We start from the raw sequence: 15,792 nt of genomic DNA, 5'->3' as shown, positions 1-15,792 counted from the left end.
CCACCGCGGAAGACCGCGCCACCGCGGAAGGCCCTGCCCCCAAGGAAGGCCCCGCCGCCAAGGAAGGCCCCGCCCCCGCCCCCGTCCCGGCCGCCGGAACCGGGACGGACGCCGGGACCCGAAGGGTCGGCGCGTTCAGAACAGCGTGTCGTGTTCATGTTCTTGACGCTCTTCCTGGGTGAGCGCAGACTTCGAGGCGTTTGCGTTCACCTCCTGAATTCGCCGGCAATGACGCCCCTTTGGAGAACGTATGCGCATGGCTCGTCTCGCGGTCGCAGCAGCCGCTGTCACCGCCCTCGCCGTACCGCTGGCGCTGGCAGGACCCGCGTCCGGCAGCACCGGGCCCGCCGGAGCCGGGCAGCGACCCTGGCTCAACTCCCGGCTCCCGCTGGAGAAACGGATCGACCTGCTGCTCGGGCAGATGACCAACACCGAGAAGGCCACGCTCATGACGGCGGTGGGGGTGCCGAGCGGGTCGCACGCCACCGGCTACATACCGGGCATCGACCGCCTCGGCATCCCCGGCACGCAGTTCACCGACGGCCCCGGCGGCGTACGCGACGGGCAGCCCGCCACCGCGCTGCCGTCCCCGGTCTCGCTGGCCGCTTCCTTCGACACCGAACTCGCCAGGCAGTACGGCACGGTGATGGGCTCGGAGGCCAAGTCCCGCGGCTACCAGGTCATCTACGGCCCCATGGTGAACATCGTGCGCACCCCGCTCGGCGGGCGCGACTTCGAGACCTTCGGCGAGGACCCGGCGCTGGCCGGTGACATCGGCGCGTCCGAGATCGACGGCATCCAGAAGCAGGGCGTCGCCGCGCAGGTCAAGCACTACGCGGGCAACAACCAGGAGAACGGCCGCACGACGACCAGCTCGAACATCGACGAGCGCACGCTGCACGAGATCTACCTGCCCGCCTTCGAGAAGGCCGTCAAGGACGCCCACGTCTGGTCCCTGATGTGCGCCTACAACAAGGTCAACGGCACCTACGCCTGCGAGAACGCGCAGATCCTGCGCGACATCCTGATCGACACCTGGAAGTACGACGGCGTCGTCGACACCGACTACCCGGCCAACCACAGCACCGTGGCCTCCGCGCTGGCCGGTCTCGACCAGGAGTTCAGCGGCACCACCTACTTCCAGCAGCTCCCGGCGGCCGTCGCGGCCGGCCAGGTGCCGCAGTCCGTCCTGGACGACGCGGCCCGCCGCATCCTGCGACTGGAGTTCCGCACCGGGCAGTTCGAGGCCAAGACCCCCACCACCGTCGACTACGAGGCCGACAGCGCCTTCGCGCGCAAGGCGGCCGAGGACGGCAGCGTCCTGCTGAAGAACAGCGGCAGCACCCTGCCGCTGGACACCAGGAAGCTGAAGTCCCTGGCCGTCATCGGCCCGAACGCCGAGACCGCGGTCACCGGCGGCGGAGGCAGCTCCGCGGTCACCCCGTACAAGAAGGTCGACCCGGTCTCGGGGCTGAAGGCCAGGCTGGGCAGCGGAGTCGACGTCACCTCGGTGAAGGCGGGCGGCGCCGGCGGCTTCCCGGCGATCCCGGCCTCCGCGCTCACCGGCCTCAAGGGCGAGTACTTCGCGAACAAGACGCTCTCCGGGACGCCCGCGGTCACCCGCGACGACCCGGACATCGACTTCGACTGGGTCCTCGGCTCCCCGGCCGACGGCATCCCCGTCGACGACTTCTCCGCCCGCTGGACCGGCACGGTCACCGCGCCCGCCACGGCCGCGTACACCTTCTCCGCGACCAGCGACGACGGCAGCCGGATCTACCTCGACGGACAGCTCATCGTCGACAACTGGTCCGACCACGCGGCCAGTACGGTCAAGAGCGCGCCCGTCCAGCTCACCGCGGGCGAGCCGCACAGCCTGCGCGTGGAGTACTACGACAGCGCCCAGAACGCCTCGGTGACCATCGGCTGGTCCGGGGCAGGACTGCCCGACCCGACCATCCAGGCCGCGGCCGACGCCGCCGCCAAGGCCGACGCGGCCGTCGTCGTGGTCGGCGACTCCTCCAGCGAGGGCTCCGACCGTACGACGCTGGCGCTCCCCGGCAACGAGGACGACCTGATCCGCGCGGTCGCCGCCGCCAACCCCCGTACCGTCGTGGTCGTCAGGGCCGGGGCGCCGGTGCTCATGCCGTGGCTCGCCGACGTCCCCGCCGTGCTCGACATGTGGTACCCGGGCCAGGAGGACGGCAACGCGCTGGCCGCGCTGCTCACCGGCGACGCCGAGCCCGGCGGCCGGCTGCCCGTCAGCTTCCCGAAGTCCGACACGCAGACCGCCGTCGCCGCCGCGCCAGGCCGCTACCCCGCGGTCAACGGCGTGTACGACTACAGCGAACGCCTGGACGTCGGCTACCGCTGGTACGACCAGCAGGGCCAGACCCCGCTCTTCCCGTTCGGATACGGCCTGTCGTACACCACCTTCAAGCAGTCCCGCCTCACGGTCGACCACGACCGGGTCGAGGCCACCGCCCGCGGCACCCAGCCGGTCCGGGTCTCGGTGGACGTCACCAACACCGGCCGCCGCACCGGCACCGACGTGGTGCAGCTCTACATCGGCTACCCGGCCGGGTCCGGCGAGCCGCCGAAAGCCCTGAAGACCTTCGCCAAGGTCCAGCTCAAGCCGGGCCGGACGAAGACCGTACGGCTGACCCTGTCCGCCGACGCGTTCCGGACGTGGGACGCCGACGCGCACGACTGGACGGTCCTCAAGGGCCGTTACCCGCTGTACGTCGGCCAGTCGTCCGCCGACACCCCGCTGACGTCCGCGGTGACGGTGAGCAGGACGGTCGGCGCGCAGTACACCGCGCTCTCCGTGCCCGCCACCGCCGACGCCGGTGCCTCGTACCCGGTGAAGCAGACCTTCACCAACACCGGCGACTCGACCGTGCGCGACCTCGCGCTGAGCCTGAAGGTCCCGGCCGGCTGGACGGCGACGCCCGCACCCGGCAAGGCCGTCGGCCGTACGGTCGCGCCGCACTCCTCGGTGAGCGCCACCTGGGTCGTCACGGCGCCCGCGAACGCGGTGCCGGGCGCGGCCACACTGACGGGGAAGGCGACGTACGACCTCAGCGGCAGGCAGAGCAGGACTGCGGCCGCCGCGACCACCGTCCCGTACGCGACGACGGCCGCCGCGTACAACAACAAGGGGATCAGCGCCGACAGCGATCCGAGTACCGGCACCCTCGACCCCGCCGGTTACAGCTTCTCCGCCACCCAACTGGCGGCGGTCGGCTACACGCCGGGCGCCACGGTGACCGCGGGCGGACTGCCGTACACCTGGCCGGACACGCAGCCGGGCCAGCCCGACAACGTGGCGGCGGCCGGACAGGTGATCCGGTTGCGGGGCCAGGGCACCCGCCTGGGCCTGCTCGGCACGGGCATCAGCTCCACGCACGCCGGGACGGTCAAGGTGACCTACACCGACGGCACGAGCGCGGACCTCGCGGTCGTCCTGCCCGACTGGTACAGCAACGCGGCCAGCGGCAACAGCCAGTTGGCGGTCACCACGGCCAACTGGAACCGCCCGCCCGGTGACACGCTCGGCGACCACGCCGTCAGCCTGTACACCACGGGCGGCGCGCTCGACCCGGCCAAGACGGTCGCCACGGTGACGCTGCCGAACGACAGCGGCTTCCACGTGTTCGCCCTGTCGGTCGGCTGAGGCCGATACCGAGGCCGAGGCCGAGGCCGAATCCGAGGCCGAGGCCGAGGCCGAATCCGAGGCCGAGCCCGCGCACAGAGAGCCGCCGCCCGTCCCGGACTCCGGGGCGGGCGGCGGCGTGTGACGCTCGCGGCGGAGACGTCAGCTCGCCTCGGACGCGGTGAGTGCGTCCAGCGCGCTCTGCTGGCAGCCGTAACCGGTCCCGGCCAGCGGCCCGTTCCAGTGCGGCCCGTACACGTCCAGCGCGTTGCGGTCGTTGGCGTGCGCCGCGTTCGCCTGCGTGCGCAGATAGCCGCTGTACGGGCGGTCGGAGAGCTGCTTGTTGAGGTCGCGCAGCCCCCGGACGTACGCGCCCTTGAACGACGCCCCGTCGTTGTCGCACGAGTCGCCCTCGCCCGGCTCGCGCAGCACCCCGCCGGAGTTGACCGCGGTGGACGTGGTCGAGGCGTTGCCGAGGGTGCGCGCGGTGGTCAGCAGCCCGCTGTCGCCGGTCGCCTTGTACAGCTCGCTCAGACCGCCGAGGATCACGCCCTGGTTGTACGTCCACGTCGGCTGGCCGTTGTTGACGCAGGAGTCATTGAGCCCGTCGTTGACCAGGTGCGAGGAGTTGATCATCCCGCTGCTCTGGAACCAGCTCCACTCGCTCCGCGCCCGCCCGAGATAGACGCTGTCACCGGAGATCCGGTTGTGGAGCGCGGCGTTGAGCTGGAGGTACAGCTCGTTGGTGATGGCGTTCTTGTACGCGTTCGTCTCGTTCCACTGCACTCCGCCGCCGCACTTGCTCGTCCAGTAGCCGAACATGTGGTCGGCGTCGGCGCGGGCGGTGTTCAGGTAGCGGCTGTCGCCGGTCAGGTCGTACGCGTCGACCCAGGCCAGGCCCCACCAGCCGGTGTCGTCCAGGTAGTCGTTCCTGAACTGGCCCTCGCGCGCGTTGACGTTGAGGTCGTAGGTGCGCGAGACCGCGTAGCCGTAGCTGGGCATGCCGCTGGTGCGGATGTTGTCGATCACCGAGGTGAGCGCGTTGGCCGCGGTCCACCAGCCGTTGCCGCCGAACAGCCCGGTGCCGCGGTCCCACTTCATCATCAGCGCGGTGGCGGCGGCCGTGCTCTGGCTCCAGGCGTTCCAGTTGGACCTGGCCCACTGGGTGCAGGCGATCTCGGGCCGGTCGCCCGCCTTGCCGCAGGCGCGCAGCGCGCCGACCCCGTTGGTGTTCCAGTCGTCCACGTTGTACATCAGCGTGCGCCAGCCGCTGTTGGCCGCGGGCGTGACGGTGTCGCCGAGCTTGCTGCCGTTTGTCCAGGTGGCGCCGCCGTCGAAGGACCGGTCGAGCCAGACCTCGTCGCCCGGGCTGCCGTTGCCGATGGACGCCCAGCCCATGGCATCGTTGTCATCCACATGAAGTTGAATGCTGCGGGAGTAGATCGAGGCGCTGACGGGCACGCGCTCCGAGGGCGCGGCGGCCGGATCGCGCGCGTCGCAGTACGTGTTGCAGATCGCTGTCGCGGCCTGTGCCCTGAAGGTCGTGGGGACCAGACTCAGCAGCAGGCAGGACAGCACGAGGACGAGGACGCGCGAGGAACGCACGCGCGACGGACGGTGGGGGACCGCGTGGTGAGCGGACAGGTGCGCGGGCATGTGTGCGGGCATGGCTCCGCTTCCCGGCGGCTCGGACGCCGCCTGTGCGACGGATGGTGGGGGGTGACCGGGACCGGGGACCGGGCCGGGCCGCGGGGTCCGGCCAAGTGCCGTCCTCCGGGCCGTGGTCGAGACCAGAACACCCCTATGTCCTGCCCATGTCAAGATGGCCGCCCTGCGTCCCATGGGACGGATGTTCCCCGGAACGGACACATGTGCGGGATAGGCTTTCCGCGCGACGGCCGGAAACAGTCCCCCCAAGCCCAGCCCCGAAGGGGATCAGGAACTTGATACAGATAGATTCGGTGACCAAGCGATACCCCGACGGCACTGTGGCGGTCGACGAACTCTCCCTTGACATACCCGACGGCTCGATCACCGTACTGGTCGGACCCTCCGGCTGCGGGAAGACCACCACCTTGCGGATGATCAACCGGATGGTCGAGCCCAGCGGTGGCCGGATCCTGCTGGACGGCGCCGACATCCACGCGCAGCCGGTCAACGCGCTGCGCCGGTCGATGGGTTACGTGATCCAGAACGCCGGACTCTTCCAGCACCGCACCATCGTGGACAACATCGCGACCGTGCCGCGCATGCTGGGCTGGGACCGCAACCGGGCCAGGAAGCGCGCCAGGGACCTGATGGAACGCGTCGGCCTGGACGCCTCGATGGCCAAGCGCTACCCGTACCAGCTCTCCGGCGGCCAGCAGCAGCGCGTCGGCGTGGCCAGGGCGCTCGCCGCCGACCCGCCCGTCCTGCTGATGGACGAGCCCTTCTCCGCGGTCGACCCGATCGTCCGCAAGGGGCTCCAGGCCGAACTGCTGCGTATCCAGGCCGAGTTGGGCAAGACCATCGTCTTCGTCACGCACGACATCGACGAGGCCATCAAGCTCGGCGACATGGTCGCGGTGCTGCGGACCGGCGGGAAACTCGCCCAGTACGCGCCGCCGGACGAGCTGCTGACCGCCCCCGCCGACGCGTTCGTCGAGGACTTCCTCGGCACCGACCGCGGCATCCGCCGGCTGTCCTTCTTCACCTCGGCGGGACTCGAACTCACCACCGCGCCGATCATCGCCGTCGACTCGAGCTCCGCCCAGGTCGCCGAGCGCACCGCGGCGTCCGACGCCCCCTATCTCCTGGTCACCGACACCGACGGCAGGCCGATCGGCTGGACCGAGCCCGCCGCCGCGGCCAAGGGCGCCGACCGGCTGGACCGCGCCGATCTGCTGCCGCACGGGCGCCCGTTCGTCTTCGGCGAGGAGTCGCTGCGCGACGCGCTGGACTGCGCGGTGCTCTCGCCCACCGGCTGGGCGGTCGCCGTGGACGACACCGGGCGGGTGGTCGGCGTCACCTCGCAGACGACGATCGCCGAGGCCATCCGCGGCGCCCACGCGGAACGCGGCGCGGGCAGGGGCGCCGCGAAGACCGCCGCGTCCGGCGGGCACGGCGGGTCCGGCGCGAAGGCCGCGGACCCGGCCGACGCCGACCCGGAGACCGCTGCCAAGGCCGCCCGATGAGCGAGTACTTCACCATCCCCAGCGACCTCCAGCACTCCTATCTCGGCCTGATCGGCCTGCACTTGCGCGAGGCGCTGCTCCCGGTGCTCTTCGGCACGCTCATCGCGCTGCCGGTCGCCCAGCTCTGCGTCCGCTTCAAGTGGATCTACTCGCCCGTGCTGTGGGTCACGACCGTGCTGTACGCGATCCCGTCGCTCGCCTTCTTCGTCGTCCTCATCGACTACACCGGCGCGACCGAGACCACCGTGATGATCCCGCTGACCGTCTACAGCCTCGTGCTGCTGGTCCCGGCGATCGTGGACGGCGTCCGGTCGGTGCCCGAGGAGACGATGGCCGCCGCGACCGCCATGGGCCTCGGCCCCGGACGCCGTTATCTCCAGGTGCAGTTGCCCATCGCGGTGCCCGCGATCTTCGCCGGGCTGCGGGTCGCGGCCGTGTCCAGCATCAGCCTGGTCAGCGTCGGCGCCCTGATCGGCAACCAGGGAGCGCTCGGCAATCTGCTCACCGACGGCATGTTCTACCACCGCACACCGCTGGTGGTGACCTCCGTGGTCTCCATCGCCGTACTGGGCATGGCGGTCGACGGCGTACTCGTCCTGATCCGCATGCTGCTCACGCCGTGGATGCCGCGCGGCGGACAGGCCAGGCGCAAGGGCGTACCGCTGTCGGAACCGGCGGAGCCCGCCTCACGACCCGCGCCCACCGCGCCCACCCTGAAGGACGCCGCCCGATGAACGTCCTGCACTTCGTCAACGCCTTCTTCAGCGACGGCTCGCACTGGCACGGCGCCGACGGCATCCCGCACCGGCTGTTCGAGCACGTCCAGTACAGCCTCATGGCCCTCGCCATCGCCGCCGCCATCGGACTGCCGATCGGCATGTTCACCGGCCACACCGGACGCGGCGGGAACGCGCTGGCGGCCATCGCGACCGCCGCGCGGGCGCTGCCCAGCTTCGGCCTGCTGGTGCTGATCACCGTATGGGTCGGCATCGGCCTGACGCCGGTGATGATCCCGCTGGTCGCGCTCGCGGTGCCGCCGATCCTGGTCACCACCTACGAGGCCGTGCGCACCGTCGACCCCTCGCCGGTCGACGCGGCCCGCGGCATGGGCATGAGCACCACGAGCGTGCTCTTCCAGGTCGAACTGCCGGTCGCGCTCCCGCTGATCCTCAGCGGCCTGCGCTCCGCGGCGATCCAGGTGGTCTCCACCGCGTCGATCGCCGCGTACGTCAGCTTCGGCGGTGTCGGCCGCTACATCATCGACGGCCTGTACCAGCGCAACTACGAGAAGGTCGTCGGCGGGGCGACCCTCGTGGCGGGCCTCGCCCTCACCACGATCGGCCTGTTCTGGCTGGTCAACCGGCTCGTGGTGTCCCCGGGAGTGCGCCGCGGCGGCTGACCGCCGGGCAGCGCGAAGGAGCAGGGGGAAGCCACGCGGGAGCGGGGGAACGGTCGGGGGCCGTACGACAACGGCCCCCGCTCAGCCCTCCGCGCGCGCCAGCGCCAGCTCCAGGACGACCAGCAGCGCGTCCCGTACCGAACCGCGCTCGCGCGCGTCGAAGGTGAACACCGGCACCTGCTCGGCGATGTCCAGCGCCCAGCGCACCTCGTCCATGGCGTGCTCGACGTGCCCGTCGAAAGCGTTGACGGCGACGGCGAACGGGATCGCCTTGTGCTCGAAGTAGTCGACGGCGGCGTAGCAGTCGTCGAGCCGCCGGGTGTCGACGATGACGAGCCCGCCGAGCGCGCCCTCCACCAGGTCGTCCCACATGAAGCCGAAACGGTCCTGCCCCGGCGTGCCGAACAGGTACAGCTTCAGCGACGCGTCGATCGTGATGCAGCCGAAGTCCATGGCGACCGTGGTGGTCGTCTTGTGCGGTGTGTGGCTGAGGTCGTCCACGCCCGCGGCGACCTCGGTGATGGCCGCCTCCGTGGTCAGCGGCCTGATCTCGGAGATCGACCCGACGGTGGTGGTCTTGCCGACACCGAAGCCGCCCGCGATCACCATCTTCACCGGCAGCGGCGGCCGGACGGCGGTCGGCAGCCCTGAGTCGGTCCTGCGGGCGCCCCGGCCCGCCGGCTCACTCGGTGTCACGTAATGCCCCCCTGGAGTCGGGGATGGTGCGGAGCCCATCGATAACCCTTCGCAGTACGGAGATGTCCTGGGCGATGTCGGAGCTGGGAACGTAGACCGACAGATGGCCGCCGGACTGGAGGTCCTCGGCCAGCACGCGGACCACGTTCAGATGCAGGCGGAGCTTGGCCGCGATCTCCGCCAGCGACTGCGGCACGCGGCAGAGCGCGACGATGTCGTGCTCCTCGAAGGAGAGCCCGTCGAGCGCCCCGACACCGGCCGCGGTCGTCACCACCTGGGTCTCGACCGGGATCGGCGGTCCCGACCTGGTGCCGGCCACCCGGCCCGCGGTGACCAGGAACGGCCGTACCGCGGGTGCCCGGCCGACCGGGTCGTCGGCGGAGCCCGTACGGGACCCCTCGCCGACTGGCGTGTCACCGGCCGCCATGTGCCTGCCTCCTCCTTCTGCTCTCCTCGCCTTTTGCTAGTCCCAGGACCGGCCGCGCGGGGACGGAACGGCGACGCTGTTCTTGAGTTCGAGGACGAGCTGCGGGCTGAGGGCGGCGCCCGCGCGGTTGGCGAAGACCGTCATCTCGTAGGCGATGTTGCCGAGCTTGGCTTCCTTGGAGGTGACGACGCCGAGCACCGCGCCGCTGCCGATCGCGGAGACCAGCACATGGCCGTCCTCCAGATCGATGATCACCTTGTTGAGGCCGCCGAGACCGTAGTTGCCCGCCGCGCCCGCCGCCAGGCTCGTGATGCCGGAGACGATGGCCGCAAGCCGCTCGGAGTCGGCCGCGTCGCGCAGTTGCGAGACGGCGATGAGCAGGCCGTCGGAGGATACGGCGATGGCGTCGACCACGCCCGCGGTCTCGGTGGCGAAACGGTTCAGCAGCCAGGTGAAGTCGGCTGCGGCGGCGCGCAGATCGGCGGGCGGGTCCTGTCCGGCCGGGGTCCCACCTGTCGGCGATGTCACTGGTCCGCTCCTTCCGGAAGCCCTGCTTGGCTGTTCGTCGTACCGGGTGCCGTGCCGCTCGCGACGTCACGGTTGGCCCGCTCCACTGCGGCCTCGAACTCGTCGAGTTCCGAGCGGACTTCTTCTGCGTCTGTCTGACGGGGGGCCCGGCGCGCGGCCGCGCGTCCCGCGTCGGTCAGTGTGGTGGCGAGCGTGGCACCGCGCACCCGGCGGCGCAGCGGACGGGCGCCGCCGTCCTCGCCGTCGCTCGGGGGCCGGTCCTGCTCGGAGTGGGGGGCGGTGGGTCCGCCCGCCGCGGGCGCCGGGGCGGCCGGGGTCTCCTCGGCCGCCTGGCGCTGCGGGACGCGGCGGGGGAGCGGGGTCAGGCCGTCGCGGCCGTCGCCCGGTCCGCCGAAGCCGCCGGGTTCGTCCGGTCCGGCTGATCCTGATCCGTCGCGTCCGTCGTCGCGTCCTGCCGCCGGTTCCGGCGCGCGCGGCGCGGGCACCGGGGCGGGGCCCGCGGGTGTCGTGGGTGTCGTGGGTGTCGTGGGGGAGCCTGCCGCGGACGTACCGGCCCACGACGGCGCGGTACGGCGTTCGGGCAGCGCGACCGTCTCCTCGGCCTCGACGTGGCGGGGAGCCGCGACGGCCTCCCGCGCGCCGCCGACGGCCTTGGCGGCCGGAGCCGCCCCCTCGGCGACGGGCTCCGCGAACGGGCTCATGAGCAGCAGCAGCGTCGCCGGGATCGTCACCCGGCTGGTGACACCGCCGCCGGGCGTCCGCGTCAGCGTGACCCGTACGCCCCAGCGCCGGGCCAGGCTGCCGACCACGAACAGGCCGAGCACCTTCGTCGGCACCAGGTCGAGGCGCTCGCGGCGGATCAGCCGGGCGTTCTCCTCCGCCAGCCGTTCCGCGCTCATGCCCAGGCCGTGGTCGGTGATCTCGATCAGCGCGCCCTCGGCGCCGTCGCGCACCGACACCTCGACGGGGCTGCGGGCCGGGGAGAACGCCACGGCGTTCTCCAGGAGTTCGGCCAGCATCAGCGTCAGGTCGGCGATGATGTCCGGCGCGACCGTGACGTCGGTGTCCGCGAGCAGCGAGACCCGCTGGTAGCCCTCGATCTGGCCGAGCGCGGCGCGTACGACGTTGGTCAGCGCGGTGGGGCTGGCGTCCAGGCCCGCCTCGCGGATACCGGCGAGCAGCATCAGGCTGTCGGCGTTGCGCTGGAGGCGTACGGCCAGGTGGTCGATCCGGTACAGCCGGTCGAGCAGCGCGGGGTCGGTCTCGCCGCGCTCCAGGGCGTCGATCAGGGTGAGTTGACGGGCCGTCAGGTTGCTGACGCGGCGGCCGACGTTGCCGAACATCTCGGCCACGTTGCGGCGGCTGAGCACCTGGCGTTCCAGCAGCGCCGCCGCGGTGGACTGCACGCGGTTGAACGCCTCGGCCAGGTCGCCGATCTCGTCGTGCGCGGTGACCGGCACCTCCTGGAGGCGCGGCGCCCCCGCGAAGTCCGCGTCGTCGTCGGCGACCCGGGCCAGTTCCTGCCCGGCCACCTCGGCGACCTCCGTCGCGGCCCCGGTCAGCACCTGCACCGGCCGGATCACCGAGCGGCGTACGGCCACGGAGAAGGCCAGCCACAGCACGAACGCCAGCAGCGCGCCGCCGAGCAGCCACGCGGCCCGCCACCAGGCGTCGTCGGACGCCCGGTCGGCGCGGTGCGCGATCTGGTCGATCAGCGAGCCGGTGATCTTCAGCCGGGTCTGCGCCTGCTTCTGGTAGTCCGGGTAGGACTTGAGGGCCTTGGTGAAGGCCGCCCGCACCTGCGCGGGGCCGCTGGCCTCCAGCGCGCTCGGGTCGATCTGGAGGCCCGCGTACTGGAGCGCGATGCCGTTCCAGACCGGGTTCATCTCGATCCCGGCCAGCTCCGTGCGCTGCGCGTCGCTGGCGAACCGCCCGAAGCGGCTGGCCTGGGAGACGTAGAGCTGCTGGTAGCCGACCGCGTTGTTGAACTCGATCAGCGCGTTGGTGTCACCGGTCTGCGCGGAGAAGACGCTGGTCTCGAAGGAGGCGTGCGCGGCCTCCGCGCGCAGCAGCGAGTCCAGCATGCTGCCGGTGCGGGTCGAGCTGAGGTTCTTGTTCAGATCCAGGCCGAGGCCGTCGATCAGGCCGTCCACGGTCGCGGTGTACGCCGGGTCGATGTTGTCCGCGGGCAGATAGCTCTGCTCGATGGTGCTCCGCAGGCTGCCGAGGCCGTTGATCTCCTTGAGGACCTGGGCCTCCGCGGCGGGCAGCCGCGATCCGAAGGTGGCGCGTACGTTCTCCACCTGCGCGTCCACGGCCGTGCGCGCCTGCCGGTAGGCGACCAGCGACGGGCGCTTGCCCGAGGTGGCCGATTCGTAGCGCACGGACAGCAGCAGAGCCTGCTGGTGCTCGGTCTCGACCAGGTCGACGAGTTCGGCGACCTGGCGGCTGTCGCGGACGAGCTGCGCGGCCGAGGCCGCGTCCTGGGCCTGGCCGACGAGGCCGGTGATCACGTAGGCGAGCAGCATCGCGACCACGACAAGCGGAACGCCGACGAGGACGTTGAGCTTGCGCCGGAACGGCCAGCGGTCGGCGAAGTTCCGTACCCCGCCCCTGACGTGTGGCTCCGGGTCAGGACGTGCCGACCCGTCCACCTCGTGCACGGACACCAAGCCTCCTCCGGAACCGCTTACCGGCTCGCCGACAACCGGACACGACGACAGTGGCGCAAAATGAACGCTTCTGTACGTAACCGGAATGAAGTGACCGGATACTCCCCGCGGTTGTCCGAGCACCTGACCAACGTCGGGGAGACTACCTCCTCTTGACCACGACTACCTGACCACACCATCAATAATTTGTTACGGACACGACCGTACGGAACGGGAATCACCGACCAATCCACCGGTGTTCAGACATCGATGCCGATCGGTGATCAGGCTGCTCTTGACTGACGCAGAAGCGGCTGGATTGGATCGCTGGGTAGCACTCGCAACCGCACGTGTCTGCGTACTCGACGTACGTCCGCGTGTGTGGGTGCGCCTACGCCACGAGTACGCCCGATCAGAGACCGAAACTCCCCGAGCCCGGAAGCGGAAATCGTGACCTCTCACGTGAAGAGCACCTGGTCCAGCCCGAGCCACATACGCCGCCTCGCGGCGGTCGCCGTCGTCGCCGCCGTCGCGGCGCCCCTGCTCGCGGGTTGTGGTGACTCCGGCTCCGACAAGGCCAAGGACCCGCTGGCCGGGTCGAAGGCGAGCGGCGACACCGTGGTCGTCGGCTCCAACAACTTCCCCGAGAGCATCCTCATCGCCGACATCTACGGCGAGGCCCTGAAGGCCAAGGGGATCAAGGTCAGCTACAAGCCGAACATCGGCAGCCGGGAGACCACCTACGGCCTGCTGAAGAACGGTTCGCTGACCGTACTGCCGGAGTTCAACGGCGCACTTCTGGCATACCTGGACGCCAAGGCCACGCCCAAGACGGCCCAGGCCACCAACGAGGCGGCACTCGCCAAGCTCGACCCGAAGCTGACGCTGCTCGACATGGCACCGGCCGAGGACAAGGACTCCCTGACGGTCAACGCGGCCACCGCGGCGAAGTACAAGCTGACCGAGAAGTCCACCATCGCGGACCTGGCGAAGTACGGCTCCGAGATCACCATCGGCGCCTCGCCCGAGTTCCAGACCCGGCAGCAGGGCCTGGTCGGCCTGAAGTCGGTCTACAACCTCACGCCGAAGTCGTTCAAGGCGCTCGACGCGGGCGGTCCGCTGACCGCGGCGGCGCTGAAGAACAACAATGTGCAGGCCGCCGACGTCTTCACCACGGACCCGACCATCGAGAAGGAGAAGTTCGTCGTCCTCCAGGACCCGGAGAACCTCTTCGGCTTCGAGAACGTGATCCCGCTGGTCTACAAGAGCGGTCTGTCCAAGGAGGGCGTCGCCGCGCTCAACGCGGTGTCGGCGAAGCTCGACACGGCGGCCCTGCTCAGCCTGGACACCCAGGTGCAGAGCGACAACAAGGACCCGCTGGAGGTCGCCAAGACCTGGCTGACCTCCGTCGGCCTCGGCTGACCGCGGCAGCGGGACCGATACAGCGCAGTGGGTACAGCCTCTGATTCCGAGACGCCGACGCACCGCACGACGGCACCCTCCGCCGAGGAGGGGGCCTTCGTGGTGCTCGACGGCGCCGGCCTGGACGCCGACGCCGTGACGCGGATCGCGGACCGGACGGCCGTACCCACCGTGCCGCCCGAGGCGCTGGCCCGCGCGGACCGCTCCTGGCGGGCCGCGCGGCAGGCCGCCGCCGCGGGCCGGATGTACGGGCGGCACACCGGCGTCGGCGCGAACCGGCTCGTGCCGGTCAGCGACGAGGACCAGGCGGGACAGGACCTGCGGCTGCTGCGCAGCCACGCGGGCGGGGTCGGGGCGCTGCTCCCGGCCCGCCAGGTGCGTGCCGCGCTCGCCGTCCGCGCCAACCAGGCGCTGGCGGGCGGCTCCGCGCTCCAACCGGCCGTCGTGCAGGCCCTGGTGGAGGCGCTGCGGCTCGGTGTGCACCCGGCGGTCAGCGAGTACGGGGCCGTCGGCACCGGGGATCTGACGGCGCTCGCCGAGACCGGTCTCGCGCTGATCGGCGAACGGCCGTGGCTGCACGAGGACTTGGGGCGGCAGCCGGATCCCGCGGACGCCTTCCGCGAGGGGCCGTGGCCGTCGCCGTCGCCGCAGTCCTCGCCGTCGCCGTCGTTCTCGCCGCAGTCCACGCCGTCGCCCTCGCGGGCACCTTCGCAGTCGCCTTCGCCGTCGTCCGGTCCGCCGCCCGACGGTGAAGTGCCGCCGTCCGCAGGTGGGTTGGACCCGGCCGTCGCGCTCGACCCGGCCGCGGTGCCCGCGCCCTTCCCCGGCCGCGTCACCCTCCAGCAGGGCGACGCGCTCGCGCTGATGAGCAGCAGCGCCTTCACCCTCGGGCAGGCCGCGCTGGTCTGCCACGACCTGGACATCCTGCTGCGCGCCTCGCACGCCGTGACGGCCCTCTCGCTCGCCGCCGTCTCCGGCTCGCTCGAGGCGTACGCGGCGCCCGCCCTCGCCATCCGCCCCTATCCGGGCGCGCTGCACGCCGGGGCCGAGGTCCGCAGACTGCTCGGCGTCCCCGACCGGCCGCGCGCCACCGGCCGCCGCATCCAGGACCCGTACGGCTTCCGGGCCTTCCCGCAGGTGCACGGCCCCGCGCTGGAGGCGGCCTGGGCACTGCGCCGGATTCTGGACGTCGAGGTCAACTGCCCCTCGGAGAACCCGCTGATCGGCGAGGAGGGACCGGACGGCGGGCCGGTCGCGTACCACCACGGCGGTTTCATGGCCACGCCCGTCGGGCTCGCGCTCGACCACCTCTGCCTCGCCGTACTCCAGACCGCGCAGCTGTCCGCCGCGCGGCTGACCGCCTTCGGCGACCCCGAGATCACCGGCCTGCGCTCCTACCTCGCCGGGGGCTCGGCGGCCAGCTCGGGCATGATGATCCTGGAGTACAGCGCCAATTCCGCCCTCGCGGAGATACGCGCCAGCGCCGTACCGGCCTCGGCCGGGCACGCGGTGCTCTCGCGCGGCGTCGAGGAGGCCGCGAGCTTCGCCTCCCAGGCCACCCGGCAGGCGCTGCGCGCCGTGGACGCCTACCGGCTCGTGCTCGCCTGCGAACTCGTCGCCGCCGTACGGGCGTTGCGGCTGCACCCGGCGCTTCCCGTGCTGTCGGCGGGCGCCGGTACGCACGCGCCGGTCTTCGCCGTCCTGGACTCCGCGCTGCCGACGGCCACCGAGGACCGGGCGCTGACCCCCGACGTGTCGCTCGCGGTGGACCTGCTGCCGGAGCTGGCGGCGCTCTGACATCCGCCGCCGGGACCCGCGGAAGGCGACTGACCTGCGGCAGG

The 15,792-nt window shown here is 71.7% G+C and carries 11 protein-coding genes; 6 read left to right on the top strand and 5 right to left on the bottom strand.

The window, feature by feature from the left end:
- The first annotated feature begins 256 nt into the window (after window positions 1-256).
- Window positions 257-3,676, top strand: a complete 3,420-nt coding sequence (locus ACIOC1_RS06770; protein ID WP_401852400.1) for a glycoside hydrolase family 3 C-terminal domain-containing protein — start codon at window positions 257-259, stop codon at window positions 3,674-3,676.
- Window positions 3,677-3,817: 141 nt separating this feature from the next.
- On the opposite strand, the gene ACIOC1_RS06765 is transcribed toward ACIOC1_RS06770, so the two are convergent.
- On the bottom strand, window positions 3,818-5,311 hold the full coding sequence (locus ACIOC1_RS06765; RefSeq protein ID WP_391044815.1) for a glycoside hydrolase family 76 protein: 1,494 nt from the start codon (window positions 5,309-5,311) through the stop codon (window positions 3,818-3,820).
- A 287-nt stretch (window positions 5,312-5,598) separates the two neighbouring features.
- Here ACIOC1_RS06765 and ACIOC1_RS06760 point away from each other — a divergent pair, with 287 nt between their 5' ends.
- The 3 genes from ACIOC1_RS06760 to ACIOC1_RS06750 are packed head-to-tail and all read left to right on the top strand — an operon-like array spanning window position 5,599 to window position 8,227.
- A complete protein-coding gene (locus ACIOC1_RS06760) occupies window positions 5,599-6,828 on the top strand; it encodes an ABC transporter ATP-binding protein (RefSeq protein WP_355344357.1) in 1,230 nt (409 codons plus the stop codon).
- Complete coding sequence (locus ACIOC1_RS06755) at window positions 6,825-7,562, top strand: ABC transporter permease (RefSeq protein WP_355344354.1); 738 nt, start codon at window positions 6,825-6,827, stop codon at window positions 7,560-7,562. The genes ACIOC1_RS06760 and ACIOC1_RS06755 overlap by 4 nt, the downstream gene beginning before the upstream one ends.
- Window positions 7,559-8,227 carry an ABC transporter permease gene (locus ACIOC1_RS06750; RefSeq protein WP_355344351.1) on the top strand — a complete coding sequence of 223 codons (669 nt, stop codon included), beginning with the start codon at window positions 7,559-7,561 and terminating at the stop codon, window positions 8,225-8,227. Before ACIOC1_RS06755 ends, ACIOC1_RS06750 begins: the two co-directional genes overlap by 4 nt.
- An 81-nt stretch (window positions 8,228-8,308) precedes the next feature.
- On the opposite strand, the gene ACIOC1_RS06745 is transcribed toward ACIOC1_RS06750, so the two are convergent.
- From ACIOC1_RS06745 to ACIOC1_RS06730, 4 genes are read right to left on the bottom strand one after another with little or no spacing between them, the layout of a single operon-like run.
- Window positions 8,309-8,923 carry a GTP-binding protein gene (locus tag ACIOC1_RS06745; RefSeq protein WP_401723706.1) on the bottom strand — a complete coding sequence of 205 codons (615 nt, stop codon included), beginning with the start codon at window positions 8,921-8,923 and terminating at the stop codon, window positions 8,309-8,311.
- A complete protein-coding gene (locus tag ACIOC1_RS06740; protein WP_188280651.1) occupies window positions 8,910-9,350 on the bottom strand; it encodes a DUF742 domain-containing protein in 441 nt (146 codons plus the stop codon). Before ACIOC1_RS06740 ends, ACIOC1_RS06745 begins: the two co-directional genes overlap by 14 nt.
- A 36-nt stretch (window positions 9,351-9,386) precedes the next feature.
- Window positions 9,387-9,878, bottom strand: coding sequence for a roadblock/LC7 domain-containing protein (locus ACIOC1_RS06735; protein WP_355344344.1), 492 nt, complete (start codon window positions 9,876-9,878; stop codon window positions 9,387-9,389).
- Window positions 9,875-12,547 carry an ATP-binding protein gene (locus ACIOC1_RS06730; protein ID WP_401852395.1) on the bottom strand — a complete coding sequence of 891 codons (2,673 nt, stop codon included), beginning with the start codon at window positions 12,545-12,547 and terminating at the stop codon, window positions 9,875-9,877. The genes ACIOC1_RS06735 and ACIOC1_RS06730 overlap by 4 nt, the downstream gene beginning before the upstream one ends.
- A 432-nt stretch (window positions 12,548-12,979) precedes the next feature.
- Here ACIOC1_RS06730 and ACIOC1_RS06725 point away from each other — a divergent pair, with 432 nt between their 5' ends.
- Both ACIOC1_RS06725 and ACIOC1_RS06720 read left to right on the top strand, forming a co-directional pair.
- The gene (locus tag ACIOC1_RS06725; RefSeq protein WP_391044472.1) at window positions 12,980-13,951 is read left to right on the top strand and encodes a glycine betaine ABC transporter substrate-binding protein; all 972 of its coding nucleotides are present in this window, start codon (window positions 12,980-12,982) and stop codon (window positions 13,949-13,951) included.
- 99 nt (window positions 13,952-14,050) lie between these two features.
- Complete coding sequence (locus ACIOC1_RS06720) at window positions 14,051-15,748, top strand: aromatic amino acid ammonia-lyase (RefSeq protein WP_401852392.1); 1,698 nt, start codon at window positions 14,051-14,053, stop codon at window positions 15,746-15,748.
- The last annotated feature ends 44 nt before the right edge of the window (window positions 15,749-15,792 follow it).

It is taken from the genome of Streptomyces sp. NPDC088197 (assembly GCF_044741185.1).
GTDB lineage: Bacteria > Actinomycetota > Actinomycetes > Streptomycetales > Streptomycetaceae > Actinacidiphila.
The sequence above is the reverse complement of the archived record's forward strand: the minus strand, read 5'-3'. Positions and strand labels throughout refer to the sequence as shown.

Coding starts and splice junctions, on each gene's coding strand:
- ACIOC1_RS06765 (WP_391044815.1), bottom strand. CDS start 5,311: ATGCCCGCGCACCTGTCCGCTCACCACGCGGTCCCCCACCGTCCGTCG.
- ACIOC1_RS06740 (WP_188280651.1), bottom strand. CDS start 9,350: ATGGCGGCCGGTGACACGCCAGTCGGCGAGGGGTCCCGTACGGGCTCC.
- ACIOC1_RS06770 (WP_401852400.1), top strand. CDS start 257: ATGGCTCGTCTCGCGGTCGCAGCAGCCGCTGTCACCGCCCTCGCCGTA.
- ACIOC1_RS06755 (WP_355344354.1), top strand. CDS start 6,825: ATGAGCGAGTACTTCACCATCCCCAGCGACCTCCAGCACTCCTATCTC.
- ACIOC1_RS06750 (WP_355344351.1), top strand. CDS start 7,559: ATGAACGTCCTGCACTTCGTCAACGCCTTCTTCAGCGACGGCTCGCAC.